The sequence below is a fragment of the Citrobacter sp. BDA59-3 genome (assembly GCF_015167655.1).
Taxonomy (GTDB): domain Bacteria; phylum Pseudomonadota; class Gammaproteobacteria; order Enterobacterales; family Enterobacteriaceae; genus Phytobacter; species Phytobacter diazotrophicus.
Genome location: NZ_CP063427.1, coordinates 4774320 through 4792637 on the forward strand (window position 1 = coordinate 4774320; position 18318 = coordinate 4792637).

The 18318-nt window shown below is 52.0% G+C and carries 20 protein-coding genes; 8 read left to right on the forward strand and 12 right to left on the reverse strand.

Annotated features, from left to right (window positions below; genetic code table 11):
• The first annotated feature begins 114 nt into the window (after window positions 1-114).
• Window positions 115-765, forward strand: coding sequence for a TetR/AcrR family transcriptional regulator (locus IP582_RS22430; protein ID WP_079497045.1), 651 nt, complete (start codon window positions 115-117; stop codon window positions 763-765).
• 32 nt (window positions 766-797) lie between these two features.
• On the opposite strand, the gene sspB is transcribed toward IP582_RS22430, so the two are convergent.
• The 5 genes from sspB to zapE all read right to left on the reverse strand — a co-directional run bounded on the left by sspB (window position 798) and on the right by zapE (window position 4498).
• Window positions 798-1295 (reverse strand): ClpXP protease specificity-enhancing factor, encoded by a 498-nt coding sequence (gene sspB / locus IP582_RS22435; protein WP_039077428.1) that lies wholly within the window; start codon window positions 1293-1295, stop codon window positions 798-800.
• 4 nt (window positions 1296-1299) lie between these two features.
• Window positions 1300-1938 carry a stringent starvation protein SspA gene (gene sspA, locus IP582_RS22440; RefSeq protein ID WP_039077427.1) on the reverse strand — a complete coding sequence of 213 codons (639 nt, stop codon included), beginning with the start codon at window positions 1936-1938 and terminating at the stop codon, window positions 1300-1302.
• A gap of 313 nt (window positions 1939-2251) precedes the next feature.
• Window positions 2252-2644, reverse strand: a complete 393-nt coding sequence (rpsI, locus tag IP582_RS22445; RefSeq protein ID WP_002437466.1) for a 30S ribosomal protein S9 — start codon at window positions 2642-2644, stop codon at window positions 2252-2254.
• Window positions 2645-2659: 15 nt separating this feature from the next.
• Window positions 2660-3088 (reverse strand): 50S ribosomal protein L13, encoded by a 429-nt coding sequence (gene rplM / locus IP582_RS22450; RefSeq protein WP_013364512.1) that lies wholly within the window; start codon window positions 3086-3088, stop codon window positions 2660-2662.
• Window positions 3089-3373: 285 nt separating this feature from the next.
• On the reverse strand, window positions 3374-4498 hold the full coding sequence (gene zapE, locus IP582_RS22455) for a cell division protein ZapE (RefSeq protein ID WP_193794486.1): 1125 nt from the start codon (window positions 4496-4498) through the stop codon (window positions 3374-3376).
• A gap of 189 nt (window positions 4499-4687) precedes the next feature.
• Here zapE and zapG point away from each other — a divergent pair, with 189 nt between their 5' ends.
• The 3 genes from zapG to degS all read left to right on the forward strand — a co-directional run bounded on the left by zapG (window position 4688) and on the right by degS (window position 7785).
• The gene (zapG, locus tag IP582_RS22460; RefSeq protein ID WP_039077425.1) at window positions 4688-5086 is read left to right on the forward strand and encodes a Z-ring associated protein ZapG; all 399 of its coding nucleotides are present in this window, start codon (window positions 4688-4690) and stop codon (window positions 5084-5086) included.
• 170 nt (window positions 5087-5256) lie between these two features.
• Window positions 5257-6627 carry a serine endoprotease DegQ gene (degQ, locus tag IP582_RS22465; protein ID WP_193794487.1) on the forward strand — a complete coding sequence of 457 codons (1371 nt, stop codon included), beginning with the start codon at window positions 5257-5259 and terminating at the stop codon, window positions 6625-6627.
• 90 nt (window positions 6628-6717) lie between these two features.
• Window positions 6718-7785: an outer membrane-stress sensor serine endopeptidase DegS gene (gene degS / locus IP582_RS22470; RefSeq protein ID WP_039077545.1), complete on the forward strand. Its 1068-nt coding sequence runs from the start codon at window positions 6718-6720 to the stop codon at window positions 7783-7785.
• 86 nt (window positions 7786-7871) lie between these two features.
• On the opposite strand, the gene mdh is transcribed toward degS, so the two are convergent.
• Entirely contained in the window at window positions 7872-8810 is a 939-nt protein-coding gene (mdh, locus tag IP582_RS22475) for a malate dehydrogenase (protein ID WP_193796333.1), read from the reverse strand.
• Window positions 8811-9214: 404 nt separating this feature from the next.
• On the opposite strand from mdh, the gene argR reads away from it, so the two are divergent.
• The 3 genes from argR (at window position 9215) to yhcN (IP582_RS22490) (ending at window position 10670) form a co-directional block, all read left to right on the forward strand.
• Window positions 9215-9685: a transcriptional regulator ArgR gene (gene argR / locus IP582_RS22480; protein WP_039077422.1), complete on the forward strand. Its 471-nt coding sequence runs from the start codon at window positions 9215-9217 to the stop codon at window positions 9683-9685.
• A 362-nt stretch (window positions 9686-10047) separates the two neighbouring features.
• A complete protein-coding gene (yhcN, locus tag IP582_RS22485) occupies window positions 10048-10311 on the forward strand; it encodes a peroxide/acid stress response protein YhcN (protein ID WP_039077421.1) in 264 nt (87 codons plus the stop codon).
• A 95-nt stretch (window positions 10312-10406) separates the two neighbouring features.
• The gene (yhcN, locus tag IP582_RS22490; protein WP_193794488.1) at window positions 10407-10670 is read left to right on the forward strand and encodes a peroxide/acid stress response protein YhcN; all 264 of its coding nucleotides are present in this window, start codon (window positions 10407-10409) and stop codon (window positions 10668-10670) included.
• A 61-nt stretch (window positions 10671-10731) separates the two neighbouring features.
• On the opposite strand, the gene IP582_RS22495 is transcribed toward yhcN (IP582_RS22490), so the two are convergent.
• From IP582_RS22495 to aaeX, 5 genes are all read right to left on the reverse strand, one after another.
• Window positions 10732-10998: a hypothetical protein gene (locus IP582_RS22495; protein ID WP_193794489.1), complete on the reverse strand. Its 267-nt coding sequence runs from the start codon at window positions 10996-10998 to the stop codon at window positions 10732-10734.
• Between the two features lie 45 nt (window positions 10999-11043).
• On the reverse strand, window positions 11044-12498 hold the full coding sequence (locus IP582_RS22500; RefSeq protein ID WP_193794490.1) for an NAD-dependent succinate-semialdehyde dehydrogenase: 1455 nt from the start codon (window positions 12496-12498) through the stop codon (window positions 11044-11046).
• A gap of 83 nt (window positions 12499-12581) precedes the next feature.
• The gene (gene aaeB / locus IP582_RS22505) at window positions 12582-14549 is read right to left on the reverse strand and encodes a p-hydroxybenzoic acid efflux pump subunit AaeB (protein ID WP_193794491.1); all 1968 of its coding nucleotides are present in this window, start codon (window positions 14547-14549) and stop codon (window positions 12582-12584) included.
• A 5-nt stretch (window positions 14550-14554) separates the two neighbouring features.
• On the reverse strand, window positions 14555-15487 hold the full coding sequence (aaeA, locus tag IP582_RS22510; protein WP_039077416.1) for a p-hydroxybenzoic acid efflux pump subunit AaeA: 933 nt from the start codon (window positions 15485-15487) through the stop codon (window positions 14555-14557).
• Between the two features lie 7 nt (window positions 15488-15494).
• Window positions 15495-15698, reverse strand: coding sequence for a p-hydroxybenzoic acid efflux pump operon protein AaeX (gene aaeX / locus IP582_RS22515; RefSeq protein ID WP_039077415.1), 204 nt, complete (start codon window positions 15696-15698; stop codon window positions 15495-15497).
• Window positions 15699-15871: 173 nt separating this feature from the next.
• Here aaeX and aaeR point away from each other — a divergent pair, with 173 nt between their 5' ends.
• A complete protein-coding gene (gene aaeR, locus IP582_RS22520; RefSeq protein WP_110295860.1) occupies window positions 15872-16795 on the forward strand; it encodes an HTH-type transcriptional activator AaeR in 924 nt (307 codons plus the stop codon).
• Between the two features lie 48 nt (window positions 16796-16843).
• Here the strand turns inward: aaeR and tldD are convergent, their stop codons facing one another.
• The gene (gene tldD, locus IP582_RS22525; protein ID WP_039077413.1) at window positions 16844-18289 is read right to left on the reverse strand and encodes a metalloprotease TldD; all 1446 of its coding nucleotides are present in this window, start codon (window positions 18287-18289) and stop codon (window positions 16844-16846) included.
• Between the last annotated feature and the right edge of the window lie 29 nt (window positions 18290-18318).

Below are 18318 nucleotides of genomic sequence, written 5' to 3' on the forward strand. Positions count from 1 at the left end.
TAAAAGCAGTATAGAAAGAGAGAAAAATTAAATTCATGATCGACTTCTCAAAATCAACCAACTGGTTGATTTATTTAAAACTACAATTAAAACAATAAATTGAATGGAGGATCTATGAAAGGGGAAGCCAGAACAAAGCGCAGGCATGATCCAGATCTCACAAAAAGCCTGATCCTTGATGCAGCCAAAAAGGAGTTCGCTGAAAAGGGTTTTGACGGGGCGAGGATTGATCAGATCGCCGCGACGGCGAACGTGAACAAGCAGCTGATTTACTATTATTTCGACAACAAAGATACGCTGTTTACCCATGTTTTGCAGGCCGCGTACCAGGATATCCGTACCAAAGAGGCCGCACTGGAACTCGATCATCTGCCTGCCCGCGACGCGGTACTTGAACTGATGGATTTTACCTGGCACTACTACCTTGAGAACCCGGAATTTATCCAGTTGCTCAACAGTGAAAACCAGCTCAAGGCGCGTCACCTTAAGGAAGTGGATACGATTGTCCCCATCAACAGTAGCTGGCTTTCGATAACCCAGCGCATTCTTGAACGCGGCCAGCAGGATGGGACGATCCGCCCAGGTATTGATGCGATGCAGCTAAACATCACAATGTCGGCTTTGGGATTTTTCTATCTGATTAACCAGTCGACGCTGTCGATCATCTATCAGCAGGATCTTAAGCGTCCTGAAGCGCTGGCAACAAGGCGGAAGGTAATGCGCGAAACGATCGCGTGTTGGCTGGCGCCGGGGTTGCTGCCGTAAAAAAAGCAGGGTCGATTGACCCTGCCTTTGTGTTACTTCACGACACGCAGCGATGGACGCCCGCCGCGTGGTGGGGGATCATCATCCGGATCGTTATCGTCCGCATGATCGGGTTTGTCGCCATCGATAACCGACATCACCGTCTCGCCATCCGGCAGAGAGGTTTCGTCGTCGTCATTCACCGTGACCACGTCTTCATCGTATGCCGTTTCAGGTTCGAACATCGTACCCGCGCCGTTTTCACGTGCGTAGATAGCAAGAACAGCGGCAAGCGGCACAGCAACCTGACGCGGGACGCCGCCAAAGCGCGCGTTAAAACGCACTTCATCATTCGCCAGTTCAAGGTTACCCACGGCTCGCGGCGCAATGTTCAACACGATCTGCCCGTCGCGCGCATATTCCATGGGCACGCGCACACCCGGCAACGTTACGTCGACTACCAGATGTGGGGTGAGCTGGTTATCGAGCAACCACTCATAAAAAGCCCGCAACAGGTAAGGACGGCGCGGTGTCAGTTGCGACAAGTCCATTCGATTAACCCCGGCCCAGGCGCATTTCGCGCTCGGCTTCTGTCAGAGACGCGAGGAATGAATCACGTTCGAAAACACGTGTCATGTAGCCTTTCAGCTCTTTAGAGCCTGCGCCGCTAAGTTCAATACCCAGAATCGGCAAACGCCACAACAACGGCGCCAGGTAGCAATCCACCAGGCTGAATTCATCACTCAGGAAGTAAGGCTTCTGGCCGAACACCGGAGCAATCTGCATCAGTTCTTCACGCAGTTGACGGCGGGCGTTATCGGCCTGCGCGCCACTGCTGGACATGATCACTTCCATCAGCGAGTACCAGTCTTTCTCAATGCGATGCATGTAAAGACGGCTTTCACCACGCGCAACCGGATAAACCGGCATCAGCGGCGGATGAGGGAAACGCTCATCCAGGTATTCCATGATAATGCGTGATTCCCACAGAGTGAGTTCACGATCGACAAGAGTCGGTACGCTTTGATTCGGGTTGAGGTCAATCAGATCCTGAGGAGGATTATCCTTTTCCACGTGCTCAATTTCGAAGCTGACACCTTTTTCTGCCAGCACGATACGGACCTGATGGCTATAGATGTCAACAGGACCAGAAAACAGCGTCATTACCGAACGTTTGTTGGCAGCGACAGCCATGAAAACCTCCAGGTATATTCAGTATTTTTACTGCTACCAGTCTTACTTTGACCGGCGAGATGTTGGTAACCCACCCACGCGCACAGTCACTCTCGTTTAAACATCAAACAAAAAATGAACAATCCCAGGCATTTGGGCAGAAAATTGGATGATAGTTTACCAGATTTTGCGGGCTTTGTGGTGAGGGGATTCTGGAAATGCTGAAAAAGAAGAGAGAATCAACTCATTACTGTGGATAACGTGATTTTTATCCATAAAAAAACCCGGTAGAAACCGGGTTTTTCGCCAATCGTTCTGCTTTCGCAGAAAGCAATTAACGTTTGGAGTACTGCGGACGGCGACGTGCTTTACGCAGGCCGACTTTCTTACGTTCAACCTGACGAGCGTCACGAGTGACGAAGCCAGCTTTACGCAGTTCAGAACGCAGGGACTCGTCGTACTCCATCAGAGCGCGGGTGATACCGTGACGGATCGCACCAGCCTGACCAGAGATACCACCACCTTTAACAGTGATGTACAGATCGAGTTTCTCAACCATGTCGACCAGTTCCAGCGGCTGACGAACTACCATGCGGGCAGTTTCACGACCGAAGTACTGTTCCAGAGAACGCTGGTTGATTACGATTTTACCGTTGCCCGGTTTGATGAACACGCGAGCAGCAGAGCTTTTGCGGCGACCAGTGCCGTAGTATTGATTTTCAGCCATTGCCTATAATCCCGATTAGATGTCAAGAACTTGCGGTTGCTGTGCCGCGTGGTTGTGCTCGTTGCCAGCGTAAACTTTCAGTTTACGGTACATAGCACGACCCAGCGGGCCTTTTGGCAGCATGCCTTTAACCGCGATTTCAATCACACGCTCAGGACGGCGGGCAATCATCTCTTCAAAGGTCGCTTCTTTGATACCACCGATGTGGCCAGTGTGGTGGTAGTACATTTTGTCTTCACGCTTGTTGCCGGTTACAGCAACTTTTTCTGCGTTCAGAACGATGATGTAGTCACCAGTATCAACGTGCGGAGTGTATTCCGCTTTATGCTTACCGCGCAGGCGACGTGCCAGTTCAGTAGCCAGACGGCCCAGAGTTTTACCTGTCGCGTCAACAACATACCAGTCGCGTTGTACGGTTTCTGGTTTAGCTGTAAAAGTTTTCATTAAAAGCTTACCCAAATAATAAGTTACACGTTGGTGAACACCCAAACGTTTAGTCAGTTGAGGTTCACACGACATTGTCCAGCAAACCTACCCCTTCGAATAGCCTATGCCGGCGCAGAGAAAGTTTTGGGAAAAAAACCTTCTTGTAACGTGGGGTCGCAGGATTATAGAGAAGTCGGGGTCAAAGATCGACCCCTATTTGTGATTTGAAGAGGGTTTTTCGGTGTTGGGGTTGTGCGTTCTGATACCCTCCCCCCAGCCCCTCTCCCACAGAGAAGCGGGCAGTTATGGCATATGTTGCCGCTTGAGGTACTCTTCGCTCTGCATCTCCTGCAGACGAGACAGACAGCGCTGGAACTCGAATTTCAGTCGCTCGCCCTGATAAATCTCGTACAGCGGAACCGCCGCGCTCACCACCAGCTTCACATGCCGCTCGTAGAATTCATCCACCAGCGCGATAAAACGCCGCGCTTCATTCTCCATCAGCGTTGTCATGACGGGGACATCAAATAGCATGACGGTGTGATACAGACGAGAGAGCGCAATATAGTCGTGTTGACTACGGGCATCCACACACAGCGTGGCGAACGACACCGCCAGCGTCTGATTTTCCACCCCCAGCGTCTCCAGCGGACGGTGATTGACTTCTAATACCGGAGAATGAGTACGTTTTGCCCCTGCCAGCGCTTGCCAGAGTTTATCCATTTGCTGCTGCGTCTCTTCATTTAAGGGCGAAAGCCACAGGTGTGCCTGGGTCAGGGTGCGCAGACGATAATCCACACCCGCATCGACATTCATCACATCGCAGTGCTGCTTGATGGCATCAATAGCCGGCAAAAAGCGCGACCGTTGCAACCCGTTACGATAAAGTTCGTCCGGCGGAATATTCGAAGTGGCGACCAGCGTAATCCCTCTGGCGAAGAGTGCCTTCATTAGCCCGCCGAGCAACATGGCGTCGGTGATATCCGATACGAAAAACTCATCAAAACAGAGCACATCGGTTTCGGCTTTGAAATGGTCGGCGACAATCTCCAGCGGGTCGCTATGTCCCTGTAGTTGCGTTAATTCCTCATGCACACGCAGCATAAAACGGTGGAAATGCAGACGCTGTTTCCGTTCCCCTGGCAGGCTTTGATAAAAGAGGTCCATTAACCAGGTTTTACCGCGCCCAACGCCCCCCCACATATAAAGGCCGCGTACGGGGGTAAGCGTCGTGGGCTCACGCTTACCTAACAATTTGCCAAGTTTCGCCATCAAGCCACCGCTTTGCGGGGCGGATTGTTCTTTGGTCACAATTTGCTGGTAAATGAGATCAAGACGGCTAACAGCTTCTTTTTGCACATCATCCGGCTGATGGCTACCCTCGTTGAGGGCATTGAGGTAACGCGATGTCGGGGTAAGGCTCTGCATGGTGTTATCGTTATTCCTTGAAAATCGATCCTGCCCACAGGGTTGGCGAAAAAAAGGTCGTTCTACCCTACGCGATGCCGCGTCGGGATTCCACTTCTGCGCGAATAGCGGTTATAGTGGCATAATCAGGCGCAGGCAAGGAGCTTGCAGCTATTACCCTACGGAACCATAAGACAATGGGAGAAGTACATGACCTGGGAATACGCGCTAATTGGGTTAGTCGTCGGCGTCATCATTGGTGCTGTGGCCATGCGTTTTGGAAACCGGAAATTACGCCAGCAACAGGCAATGCAGTACGAGCTGGAAAAAAATAAAGCAGAACTTGAAGAGTACCGTGAAGAGCTGGTCAATCACTTCGCTCGCAGCGCAGAACTCCTCGACAATATGGCGCATGATTACCGCCAGCTTTATCAGCACATGGCAAAAAGTTCCAGCAGCTTACTGCCGGAAATGTCTGCTGAGGAAAACCCATTCCGTAACCGTCTGGCGGAGTCCGAAGCGGGCAACGATCAGGCACCGGTACAGATTCCTCGCGACTATTCCGAAGGTGCCTCCGGCTTGCTGCGCGGCAACGCAAACCGCAAATAATCACTTTATTACCGCATTTTTAACGGGCGCACAGGTTGCGCCCGTCTTGTCTTTATAATCACAGCTATCATTTAGTCATTAACCTCATTGTTACCCGATTGAAATTTCAATAACATCAAACTGTTTTGCATCGTTTTCCCTTTCACTTCAGGTTACGAGAGCCAGCATCAATGAAGAAACAAACCCAGCTGTTGAGTGCGTTAGCGTTAAGTGTCGGGTTATCTCTCTCGGCACCCATCCAGACTATGGCAGCGATGCCATCGCAGGTTCCAGGCCAGGGAGCGCTTCCCAGCCTCGCGCCAGTGCTGGAGAAAGTTTTACCTGCCGTGGTGAGCGTGCAGGTGGAAGGAACGGCGGTACAAGGACAGAAAGTCCCTGATGAACTGAAAAAATATTTTGGCGACGAGTTGCCCGAACAGCAGCAGGCTCAGCCTTTTGAAGGGTTGGGTTCCGGGGTCATCATTGATGCAGCAAAAGGTTACGTGTTGACGAACAACCACGTCATTAACCAGGCGCAAAAAATCAATGTCCAGCTCAACGATGGTCGCGAGTTCGAGGCCAAACTGATTGGCGGCGACGATCAAAGCGACATTGCGCTGTTGCAGCTACAAAACCCCAGCAACCTGACGCAAATCGCGATCGCCGATTCCGATAAGTTAAGAGTGGGTGACTTTGTCGTTGCCGTGGGGAACCCGTTCGGGCTGGGGCAAACAGCGACATCCGGAATTGTTTCTGCTCTGGGCCGAAGCGGACTTAATCTCGAAGGACTGGAAAACTTTATCCAGACCGATGCCTCGATTAACCGCGGTAACTCCGGCGGCGCATTGCTGAACCTGAACGGTGAGCTTATTGGCATCAACACAGCAATCCTTGCGCCGGGCGGCGGCAGCATCGGTATCGGTTTTGCGATTCCCAGTAATATGGCACAGACACTGTCTCGCCAGTTGATTCAGTTCGGTGAAATCAAACGCGGCCTGCTGGGTATTAAAGGGACCGAGATGAGTGCTGATATCGCCAAAGCCTTTAACCTGAATGTGCAGCGTGGCGCCTTTGTCAGCGAAGTATTGCCGAACTCCGGTTCAGCGAAAGCGGGCATTAAATCTGGCGACGTGATTGTCAGCCTTAATGATAAGCCGCTGAACAGCTTTGCCGAACTGCGTTCACGCATTGCAACGACGGAACCAGGCGCAAAAGTGAAGTTAGGCATCCTGCGTGACGGCAAACCGCAGGATATTGAAGTCACACTGGATAAGAGCACTTCGTCTTCTGCCAGCGCTGAACTGATCTCCCCGGCGCTACAGGGCGCCTCGTTGAGTGATGGTCAACTCAAAGACGGTACGAAAGGTATCAATATTGAGAACGTCGAAAAAGGCAGTGCGGCTGCTCAGGCAGGCCTGCATAAAGACGATGTCATTATTGGCATTAACCGTACGCAGGTGCAGTCCATTGCCGAGCTGCGTAAGGTTCTTGAAACCAAACCGTCGGTAATTGCTCTGCAAATCATCCGCGGCAATGAAACACTCTATTTATTGCTACGTTAAGCAAATGCGATCCCGGACATCACCGCTGCATGTGATGTCCGGAAAACTCGTGCTATGCTGCTGCGACTCCCTAATGACGACGCCTGCATCATGTTTTTGAAGCTCTTACGCTCGGTTGCAATTGGTTTAATGGTTGGTGGCATTATCCTCGCCGCCCTGCCTTCGCTACGCCAGCATAACCCGCTAACCGCAACGCAATTTGACAGTACCGATGAAACGCCCGCCAGCTACAACCCGGCGGTTCGCCGCGCCGCGCCCGCGGTAGTCTATGTCTATAACCGTAGTATGAATACGTCATCCCATAATCGTCTGGAAATTCGCACCCTGGGTTCCGGTGTGATAATGGATCAGCGTGGTTATATCGTTACGAATAAACATGTTATCAACGATGCGGACCAGATCATCGTTGCCTTGCAGGATGGCCGCGTTTTTGAGGCGCTTCTGGTGGGGTCGGACTCCCTTACCGACCTGGCGGTACTGAAAATTAACGCCACTGGCGGCCTGCCGGTGATTCCGATCAATCCGCGTCGTGTACCGCACATTGGTGATGTGGTATTGGCGATTGGTAACCCTTATAACCTGGGTCAAACCATTACTCAGGGAATAATCAGTGCCACCGGGCGTATTGGCCTGAACCCAACCGGTCGCCAGAATTTCCTGCAAACGGATGCCTCCATCAACCACGGCAACTCCGGCGGCGCGCTGGTGAACTCGCTGGGTGAGTTAATGGGTATCAATACTCTCTCTTTCGACAAGAGCAACGATGGCGAGACACCGGAAGGTATTGGTTTCGCTATCCCCTTCCAGCTCGCGACGAAAATCATGGATAAGTTGATTCGCGATGGTCGGGTGATCCGTGGTTATATCGGTATCGGCGGAAGAGAAATCGCCCCCATGCATACCCAGAACGGCGGTATCGATCAAATTCAGGGGATCGTGGTTAACGAAGTCTCGCCAGATGGTCCGGCAGCCCGGGCAGGCATTCAAGTGAATGATGTTATTGTCAGCGTGAATGGTAAGCCTGCGGTCTCAGCACTGGAAACCATGGACCAGGTCGCGGAAATTCGTCCCGGGTCAGAAATACCGGTTGAAGTGATGCGTGATGACAAGAAACTGAAACTACAGGTCACGATCCAGGAATATCCAGCGACCAACTAAAAGCCATAAAAAAACCGGAGCCCTATGAACTCCGGTTTTTTTGCGCGTCTCTGGAGGCAAACGGCGTACCAGACGGCGGCAGCTATTTATTTGTTAACAAAATCTTCGCCGAGCTGAATATCTTTTTTCAGGGTTTCCAGCATCCCTTCCAGCGCCTGCTGTTCAAAGGCGCTTAATTTGCCAATCGACTGGCGTTCTTCAATACCATTTTTACCTAACAGCAGCGGCTGAGAGAAGAAGCGGGCATACTGGCCATCGCCTTCAACATAGGCACATTCAACAACACCTTTTTCGCCCTGCAACGCACGCACCAGCGACAGGCCAAAGCGCGCGGCTGCCTGGCCCATAGAGAGAGTTGCAGACCCGCCACCCGCTTTTGCTTCGACCACCTCAGTGCCCGCGTTCTGAATACGTTTTGTCAGATCGGCAATTTCCTGTTCAGAGAAGCTGACACCCGGAATTTGCGACAACAGCGGCAGAATGGTGACGCCTGAATGCCCACCCACGACCGGCACTTCAACCTCGCCCGGCTGCTTACCTTTCAGCTCAGCCACAAAGGTATTGGAGCGAATGATATCCAGCGTTGTCACGCCGAACAGTTTGTTTTTGTCATACACACCCGCTTTTTTTAGCACCTCCGCGGCAATCGCCACCGTAGTGTTAACCGGGTTAGTGATCACGCCAATACAGGCTTTGGGGCAGGTTTTAGCAATTTGCGCGACCAGGTTTTTCACAATACCGGCATTCACATTAAAGAGATCGGAACGATCCATACCCGGTTTACGCGCGACGCCTGCGGAAATCAGCACCACATCCGCACCGTGCAGGGCAGGCGTTGCGTCTTCTCCAGAAAAACCTTTAATGTTCACAGCGGTAGGAATATGGCTGAGGTCAACAGCAACCCCAGGGGTTACAGGAGCAATATCATAGAGCGAGAGTTCTGAACCTGAAGGCAGTTGTGTTTTAAGTAGTAGAGCTAACGCCTGGCCGATGCCACCAGCTGCGCCGAGGACTGCAACTTTCATCATAAACTCCTTATTATGGTTAGCTAAATATTTTGTTACTCCATTGCGGCGACCTTAATTCACCCTGATAATTATGGCAACGAACCAGCCAAAATTCTGCGGCATGGCACGCTTTTAAAATATTATAATGGGCTTTCACGACCGTCGGACCGGCAAACCAAGCAACTAAGATTGAGAGTTTACAATATAGCGCTGATATCCATCTAAACAATATCATTTCAGTAACATTTATTTTACTTTTGCTTGAATTTGCGACACATGACACAGTAGGTTCCATAACGTAATTTGATAAAATTTACGTGAACTATAAGAAAATTTGAGTTATTTCCACAGTAGATTATTTGCATAAAAATTCATCCATGTGCATAATAATGTAGTTTTCACGGCCTTAATACGGGTGACTTATGCGAAGCTCGGCAAAACAAGAAGAATTAGTTAAAGCGTTTAAAGCGCTACTTAAAGAAGAGAAATTTAGTTCTCAGGGAGAGATTGTTCTGGCGTTACAAGAACAGGGCTTTGACAATATCAATCAGTCTAAAGTGTCCCGCATGTTGACTAAATTCGGCGCGGTGCGTACGCGCAACGCCAAAATGGAGATGGTGTACTGTTTGCCTGTCGAAATGGGTGTTCCAACCACCTCCAGCCCGCTCAAAAATCTGGTGCTTGATATCGATTACAACGACGCCGTTGTTGTTATTCATACCAGCCCAGGCGCTGCACAACTGATTGCGCGCTTACTGGACTCGCTGGGCAAAGCAGAAGGTATTCTGGGTACTATTGCCGGTGACGATACCATTTTCACTACCCCGGCAAGCGGCTTTACGGTCAAAGAACTTTACGAAGCCATCCTCGTACTCTTCGAACAAGAACTTTAATTCCTTCCCCCGGTTTCATGCCGGGGAAATGCCTCTCTTAGGGTCACATCTCTTTCTGGCCCCCCTTTCCTTTAACACAATGTGCGAATTTCTGTCGCATTTCATTCACGCAATGAATGTTTTCGCACAAAAAATCAAAATCACATATCACCTTGATTTTAAATATTAAAAAATAAAATCCCGCTCAAAATCACCCGTTTTTTATGCCTTTTTGACTATAAAAAAAGGTTTCTTTACCACTTACTTACAATAGCAATAATTAGCTTAGTATTAATTTTACACGTTATTAGTGTATACTTGATTTTGTGATGAGGGTCACGAAACAAAGCCCTCAGGAATTAAGATTCGACGAGGTAAGCATTATGAAAATCAAATCAACTGTAGCAACACTCAGCATCCTTTCTGTTCTGTCATTTGGCGCATTTGCAGCAAGCTCTATCGATGCTGGCCAGGCGCAAAATCGCCAATCATTAGGCACCGTCTCCGTCGGTGGCATTGCATCATCCCCGATGGATATGCGTGCGGAACTGAACAAAAAAGCTGAAGAACAGGGTGCGTCTTCTTATCGCATCATCGAAGCACGTACCGGCGATAGCTGGCATGCCACTGCTGAACTGTATAAATAATTAATCGACAACCCTATGTCATCATCACTCAGCGGCACCAGGCATAAAAATAGCGGTATAAACCTTCTCGCCGTTGAGTATTGAGGAGAAAGACAATGAAACGTAACGCAATCATCGCAGCCCTTGGTTTAGCTTCACTGATCTCTTTTGGTGCCAGCGCAGCCACTCAACTGTCCGAGAACCAAACACAAAACATGCAGGCCATTGGGACCATTTCTGTTTCCCAGACCGCAAGTTCTCCAATGAGCATCCGTGACGAATTATCTGCTAAAGCGGACGCGGCAGGCGCGAAAGCCTACCACGTGACCGAACTCCAGGAAGGTGATACCTGGCACGCAACAGCGGAACTCTACAAATAAACCCTCGTCGTCTACTCCGACGACTTGCCCCCGCCTGTCGGGGGCTTTTTTTTGTGCTGCATTAGCGCACGTTAAAACGCAACTGCCCTTCCAGTTCTTCCTCCGCTTCATCAAACAGCAGAATGAGCGCGCCGAAACGCCGCCGCAGTGTTTCGCTAAGATGAATGAACTCAATTTCAACCGGCAACGGCAACTTTTCCGTCACTATTATCCATAATGAATCCAGATCGGTAATGCTTGCCCCAGCGAGAGCAAACCGGCGGGAAAATTCGCGATAGAACTTACTTTGCGTGTCGATCTCAGCAAAATCGAAGGTATAGGTATTCATTGTCCGCCATCCAGCCCTGTCGGGCGGCTTACGCCACCCGTTTCACTATAATCCCCCAAGATGCAGGGTTTTGACTTCCATAAACTCTTCCAGCCCCAGAACGGAGCCTTCCCGCCCCAGGCCGGACTCTTTTACACCGCCAAAGGGGCCCAGCTCAGTGGATACCGCGCATTCATTGATACCAATCATCCCACTTTCAATCGCCTGGGAGACGCGAAATACGCGGGATAAGTTTTGGGTGTAGAAATAGGCTGCAAGACCAAACGGCGTTGCGTTAGCGCGCTGGATAACTTCATCCTCGGTCGTAAAGCGAAAACAGGCGGCGACCGGGCCAAACGTCTCTTCGTTCGCCAGCTTCATGCCATCGCTGCAATCCCCCAGGACGGTGGGTTGCCAGAAATTGCCTCCCAACGCGTGCGCTTTACCCCCAGCCAGAACTTTCGCCCCTTTTGCGACGGCGTCTTCCACGTGTTCACGCACTTTATCCACCGCAGAAGATTCAATAAGCGGGCCAACCACCACACCGTCGTCAAGACCATTTCCGACTTTAAGGGCATTGACCGCCTCTGCCAGTTTCTGCGTGAAGGTGTCATACACCGACTCATGAATATAAAAACGGTTTACGCTCACGCATACTTGCCCGGCATTACGGAATTTATTGGCAACCGCCCCTTTTACCGCCGCATCAATATCTGCGTCTTCAAAGACGATGTAAGGCGCGTTGCCCCCGAGTTCCATGGAGACTTTCTTCATGGTTTCAGCCGCGTTACGCACCAGCGTTTTACCGACGGCGGTAGATCCGGTAAAGGAAATTTTGCGTACATCATGGCTCGCCATGATCGCATCGCTAATTTCCGATGTACTCCCGGCAACCGCATTTAGCACACCGTCCGGCACGCCCGCTTTTTTCGCCAGCGCCAGCAGCGCAAAGGCACTGAGCGGCGTGTTATTGGCGGGTTTAATCACTCCTGTACACCCTGCAGCTAACGCGGGTCCCAGCTTACGGGTCAGCATCGCCATCGGGAAATTCCAGGGGGTTATCGCTGCCACAACGCCAATGGGTTCGCGGGTAGCAAAAATACGCGATCCGGGTTTTATCGGCGGGATAATTTCGCCATTAGCACGCTTCGCTTGCTCGGCGAACCATTGAATAAAGCTTGCAGCATAGTCCACCTCACCTTCGGCTTCTTTTAAAGGCTTGCCCTGTTCGGTGGTCATTAACCTTCCCAGCCAGCTTTTGTTTTCAATGATCAATTCGTACCAACGATAAAGAATGGCAGAACGCTCTTTTGCCGTTTTCGCACGCCAGGCGGGAAAAGCCCTGGTGGCTGCGGCGATAGCGGCTTCTGTCTCTTTTTTCCCGGCTTTTGCTACTTTTGCGACAACCTCGCCGGTCGCCGGGTTCAGTACGTCAAATGTCGTGTCCAACGATTTCCAGACGCCATCGACAAGATAGCCCGTCTGGAAAAGTTCGCTGTCCTGCAATGCCTGCGTTGTCATTTGTCCTCCTGATCTGTGATTTACAAAAGCTCCCGTAAAGTATAGCCATAAAAAAACCGACGCTTCTGGCGTCGGTTTCGGGTCTAGCTGCTGGTTAGCGCATGCTGATATTTGTGTAACATTCCGGTAAGTCGTTTTACCGGCTCGGTCACCTGCGGCGGCGCATCCCAGTGCTGCAATTTCTCCTGATAGACCTCCAGCTCCTTCAGCAACTGCGAAAAATAGTGCCGTCGTCTGCTGTCAGATCGGGCAGAGATGACGCTATCCGCCGTACGGCGAAGCTGTCGATGGAACGCCGAAAGCTCATCATTCACCGGTACAGGCGCATCACGTAAACGCTGATGAGCGATGATCAATGTCAGCGCCAGGCGGAATTTCGCCACATCGCCAGGGAATTTATTCAACAGTAAAAACAACTGCTGATAGAGCGCAGGTAAATGGTTCTCTTTACGTCGCGCACTGTTGGTTGTCATCGCCGAAACGGCCGCCGAAACAAACTGATTGAGCAACATCCGTCCGGTACGTGCCTGCGAATTGTCCCGCACCAGCAAAATGACGATCAGCGCCAGCCCGCAGCCGATAATTTGCCCAAGCGCGCTATCAAGAAATTGGCTGAACTTAAACGTCATCGGGTTATCAAGCACGATAATGTTGATGGTGCTTGCCAGCGCCCCCAGCGAACCCAGCCGCCGTTTCTGCACCTCGACACCGGCAAAAAAAGCCAGTACAGCCAGGCTGATGCAGAGCAATAGCATGCTCTGCTGCGTCGAAGGGATGATAAACAGAAAATAGAGCGCACCGACCGGCAGGGCGACCAACGTCCCTATCAGAAAATCAATGGCCACCATTTTCGGATTTGGCAGACGCATTGCCAGCGACGTCACCACCGCGATCATCACCATGGTTCCACTGCCGGAAGTCCAGCCACTCCACAACCAGAATAAGGTTCCTAATCCGCAGGATAGAGTGGTACGCCAGAAGTTGACCATCGCATGATGGCGTTCCGCCGATGCCGGTTTGATAACCACTTCGCCGCGCAGGACTTCTTCTTCCGTCGCACTGATTTTGGTGTTGCTCACCACCCCACGTTTGAGCAGCAAATACCGCGTTGCCGCCCCCACCCAGCTATAGATGGTGACTGGTGTTTCACGTTCACCGGTCCAGGCGATCACCCGGCGCATCCGCTTCATTTGTCTATGCACATCCTGAACGGTTTCTACGGGCTCATCGAACAGTTCGCGGAACGTGTCGGTAATCAATTCGGGTCGCGTATTCTGGATCAGATACGTTTCACAGGCCTGGGTAATCAGCGTAAGCGACAACGTATTGATCGCTGTCAGACGGCGGTTGGCGCGCCCCCAGCGGGAAGATTCAATTTTCAGGTTGCTGCGCATCCCTTCCAGGGCAGTCGTGCGCCGCACCAGCGCTCCCCAGGCTTTATCCACATCTTCAGGGTCGCCATGTTTAATGCACAACTGCATTAGCTGGTATTGGGCCACCAGCAGACTGTCCAGTTCGCGGTCAATCTCGCGTTTAATCGAACGGGGAGAAAACAGCAAATCTGCCGCAATGGCGCAGACAATACCGATAACGATTTCACTGCAACGCTCAACGGCAAACTGAGGGGCCAGCAGCGGTTCGCTCTGGATCGTCACAACAATAATCAGCGCCGTATAGCCTGCCAGTCCCCAGGCATAAGAGTTCTCCACACGGACGAGCGAAGAAACCCAGGTACAAAACCCCGCCCAGATACAGCAGACCGTCAGCATCAGGAATGGAGCGCGGATCATGGCGATGATGATGGTCAGACCGGCGATAGAGCCAATAAAAGTACCGACAATACGCAGCATACCGCGATAACGAATCGCGCCCGACCAGGGTTCTCCCCCGGCAGCAAAAGCCGGACCTGCCGCCACAATCGCCGCCGTCAATACTGCCCAGCGCGGTGTTTCCAGTTGGAAATGAAAGCCGACAAACAGCGCCAGTACGATAGCGCATGCGAGTTTGAGGGCGAAGCGAACGTGGTAGCTGGCGATGGAAAACATAGCCATAGGGATTAACCAAATTCACGCAGGCGATGAGCCAGTTTACGGAAAAATGAGTCGTGGCTCTCATCGCGATCGGTTTGTCCCGTTACCACAACCGTAGCCGTCGTGCCTGCTGGCCAGAGATTCCCCTGCTGCTCATCCAGGCGAATACGTACCGGCACGCGTTGCGCCAGACGTACCCACTCAAGATTCGAATCAATGGTCGCCATCCCTTTGCTGTCATTGCTGCTGCTGGCATTCGTCACACCGGCGGCCACGCTCTCTACCGTGCCTTTCAGAACCCGGTTACTGCCCAGCGGAGTGATTTCGGCCCGGAAGCCAGGATGAACGCCCTCCAGTTTGGTCTCTTCCATATAAGCCTGAACATAGAAGGAGTTCTGTTTGACCAGCGCGACGGCCGTTGAACCACGGGTAATAAACTCCCCGGCGTAGACATTGAGGTTGGTAACCCAGCCGTCTGCCGGTGCGCGAATCACCGTGCGTTCCAGATCCAGTTTTGCCAGGTCACGTGTAGCCTGCGCTTTCGCCAGTTGATGTAATACTGTCTGCAGGACGTTGTTGGCCTGATCGATTTCTTCGCGGGACATCGCCTGAACGCCAAGCTGGTTACGGCGGCCTGCTTCACGGCGCTTTTCACTTTCCAGCGCCTGGTAGTAAGCGACATCCGCTTCAGCCTCTTCCAGCGCTTTCTGATAACGCGGCTGATCGATGGTAAACAGCACCTGGTCTTTTTTAACCAGTTGGTTATCGTGAACGCTGACGTCGGTAATTAATCCGGCGACGTCAGGCGCGATAGCGACCACGTCGGCGCTAAAGCGCGCATCGCGGGTCCAGGGGGATTCTGTGTAGTACACCCATGCGCGGAAAATAGCGATGAAAGCGAGGATAACCAGCGCCAGGGTGATGGCGGTACGAAAGAAATTTCTTGTTAGTGTTTTCACTTCTACCTCAAACAAACAGACGCGACAGCAGGTAAAACAAGCAGCAGTAGAGCGCAGTATTGAACAACGCCGGATGCCAGACAAAATCATAGATCCCGGTAGGGATTAGCATGCGGCGCACCAGCCAGAAGATCGCCAGTGACAAAAGCAATTCAAAAAAAATCGGTGGGAACGACAGACCGAACACCACGATAACGGGAAACAGACTCATGTTGACCTTGATTAGAGAGAATGCAGGCGACAATATTTCTTATACGCACCGCAGCGGAGCAGGAAGCAAGGCGAGATCGGCACGTTAATTATTCAGCGAATAGTATATTAACGTAACTGTTATGCTGTTATCTATATTATGTGATCTAAATCACTTTTAAGCCAGAGTGAATAATGGAACGACTTAAACGCATGTCGGTATTCGCCAAAGTGGTGGAACAAGGCTCGTTTACTGCCGCGGCCCGGCAGTTGCAAATGAGCGTATCTTCCATCAGTCAAACGGTGGCGAAGCTGGAAGATGAGCTACAGGTTAAGCTGTTAAACCGCAGTACACGCAGCCTTGGGCTCACCGAAGCCGGGAAAATTTATTATCAGGGTTGCCGACGCATGCTGCATGAAGTGCAGGATGTCCATGAACAGCTTTACGCCTTCAATAACACGCCCATCGGTACACTGCGCATTGGTTGTTCTTCAACCATGGCGCACAATGTTCTGGCGCAGATGACCGCCGCGATGCTGAAAGAGTACCCCGGTTTATCGGTGAATCTGGTGACGGGTATTCCCGCGCCGGATCTGATTGCCGACGGGTTGGATGTGGTCATCCGGGTGGGCGCGTTGCAGGATTCCAGCCTGTTTTCACGTCGTCTGGGCGCGATGCCGATGGTCGTCTGCGCGGCTAAAAGTTATCTGGCACAGTACGGTGTTCCGGAAAAACCCACGGATCTTGTTAATCATTCATGGCTGGAATACAGCGTCAGACCAGATAATGAATTTGAGCTGATCGCACCAGAGGGCATTTCCACTCGCCTGATCCCCCAGGGCCGCTTTGTCACCAACGATCCGATGACCATGACACGCTGGCTTACCGCCGGGGCCGGGATCGCCTATGTACCGTTGATGTGGGCGATCAATGAGATCAATAACGGGACGCTGGAGATCTTGTTCAGCCGCTATCAGTCCGATCCGCGTCCGGTCTGGGCTCTGTATACGGAAAAAGACAAACTGCCGCTAAAGGTGCAGGTGTGTATTAACTATTTGACGGATTATTTTAACGAGGTCGCGAAGCTGTATCAGGGCGTACAGGGGCGGAGATTGTAGGATGCGCTCCCGGATAACGGCGCTGCGCCATCCGGGAATAAACCGAACTTACGCCGTCCCACCGACGGTCAGGTTGTCCACCTTCAGCGTCGGCTGACCGACACCCACCGGAAGGCTCTGGCCTTCTTTGCCGCAGACACCGACGCCGTTATCGAGTTTCAGGTCATTACCCACCATGGAAATCTGCTGCATGGCTTCAATGCCCGAGCCAATAAGGGTTGCCCCTTTCACCGGCTTCGTCACCTTGCCTTTTTCAATCAGGTAGGCCTCTGAGGTAGAGAACACGAACTTACCGGAGGTGATATCCACCTGACCACCACCAAAGTTCGGTGCATAAATACCAAACTCGACCGACTCGATGATCTCCTGCGGCGTTGATTTCCCTGCCAGCATGTAGGTGTTGGTCATACGCGGCATCGGCAAATGCGCGTAAGATTCGCGACGACCGTTACCGGTTGGCGCAACGCCCATCAGACGGGCATTCAACTTATCCTGCATGTAGCCTTTCAACACACCGTTTTCAATCAGCACATTGTACTGGCCCGGCGTACCTTCGTCGTCGATAGAGACGGAACCTCGGCGATCGGCAATGGTGCCATCATCAACAACAGTACAAAGCTCAGAGGCTACCAGCTCGCCCATATGACCACTGAATACTGACGTACCACGGCGGTTAAAGTCGCCTTCCAGACCGTGCCCGACCGCCTCGTGCAGCAATACGCCCGGCCAGCCAGCGCCCAGCACCACAGGCAGTGTTCCGGCAGGCGCCGCCACAGCAGAGAGATTCACCAGCGCCATCCGCACGGCTTCTTTTGCCCAGGCATCGGCACGGACATCGCCATCGACATCTTTCAGGAACCAGTCATAGCCAAAACGACCGCCGCCACCGCTGGAGCCGCGTTCGCGTTTGCCGTCATCTTCCACCTGCACACTCACAGAGAGGCGTACCAGCGGGCGAACATCCGCCGCCAGCGTACCGTCCGTCGCGGCAACCAGAATTAATTCATACACACCAGTCAGGCTGGCGGACACTTCCTGTACACGCTTATCCGCTGCACGGGCCACTTTGTCGACGCGGCGCAGAATATCCAGCTTCTCTTCCCGGCTCATGCTTTGCAGCGGGTCAATGCTGGCATAGAGTCCCTGATGCTCAACGGCGCCAAGCGTTTGCACACGCCCATCGCCTGACTCACGCACGATGGTACGTGCCGCCTGCGCGCTCTGCTCCAGCGCCAGCAGACTAATTTGGTCAGCATAGGCAAAACCGGTTTTCTCACCGCTTACCGCACGCACACCAACGCCCTGGTCGATGTTGTATGACCCGTCTTTGATGATACTGTCTTCCAGCACCCAGGATTCGTGATAGCTCGACTGAAAATAGAGGTCACCGTAGTCGAGTCGGCGCTCGGTCAATTGACCAAGGATGGAAAATAGATCCTGATGATTCAGGCCATTCGCTGCGAGCAATTGTTCACTTACCAGGTTCAGACTCATCGTTTGCTACTCGTCGTTGCCGCCACATC